This window comes from Sphingomonas oligophenolica (assembly GCF_039522915.1).
Classification (GTDB): Bacteria; Pseudomonadota; Alphaproteobacteria; order Sphingomonadales; family Sphingomonadaceae; genus Sphingomonas; species Sphingomonas oligophenolica.
Genome location: NZ_BAAAEH010000077.1, coordinates 1 through 890, shown reverse-complemented (window position 1 = coordinate 890; position 890 = coordinate 1). Strand labels below are relative to the sequence as shown.

Below are 890 nucleotides of genomic sequence, written 5' to 3'. Positions count from 1 at the left end.
ACGTCGTTGCCGCTCGCGACCACGATCAGATCCTCGACGCCGACCGTGGCGATGCGGATGCCGTCTGACCGGATCAGGCAGTTCACCGTCTCGATCGCAATCACCTCGCCGTGATGGGCATTGCCGTCGCTGTCGATGTCGCTGATCGCATGAAGCGCATCCCAGCTGCCAAGATCGCTCCAGCCCATGTCGACCGGCACCACTGCGACGCGATCGGCCTTCTCCATCACCGCCACGTCGATCGAATCCGCCGGCGCAAGCGCGAATGCCTCGGCCTCGGGAAACACCCGGCGACCCCTGGTTTCCGCCCGTGCCATCGCCTGCCGGCAGGCGACGAGCATCTCCGGCGCATGGACGGCGAGCGCGCCCAGATAGATATCGGCGCGGAACAGGAAGATGCCGCCGTTCCAGACATGATCGCCGGCTGCGAGCATGATCTCGGCCCGGTCGCGCGGCGGCTTCTCGACGAAGTTCGCGACACGGTGGACGCCGTTCGAAATCTCGGCGCCGACATGAATCCAGCCATAGCCGGTCTCGGGCGCGTGCGGATCAATGCCGAAAGTCACGAGCCAGCCCTCCGCAACCAGCGGGATCGCTGCATGGATCGCCGCGTGGAAAGCGGCAATATCAGTGATGACGTGATCCGACGGCATCACCAGCAACGGATCGGAACCGCCTCCGGCGGCAATCGCCGCGAGGGCGATCGCGGGAGCGGTGTTGCGGCCCATCGGCTCCAGGATCAGCGCCTGTGCCGACGCCTCGACCGCCGCGAGCTGCTCCTCGACCATATCGGCATGCCGCGCATTGGCGACGACGATCGGCGCCGCGAAGCGCTCTCCGGTCGCGCGCCGCGCGGTCAATTGCAGCATGGTCTCCTCCGCCGTCAGCGC

At 67.0% G+C, this 890-nt stretch carries 1 protein-coding gene; it reads right to left on the bottom strand.

Annotation, left to right across the window (positions count from 1 at the left end; all coding sequences use genetic code 11):
• The coding region (locus ABD050_RS28955; RefSeq protein WP_343893059.1) for a mannose-1-phosphate guanylyltransferase at positions 1-890 on the bottom strand (890 nt) is incomplete at both ends.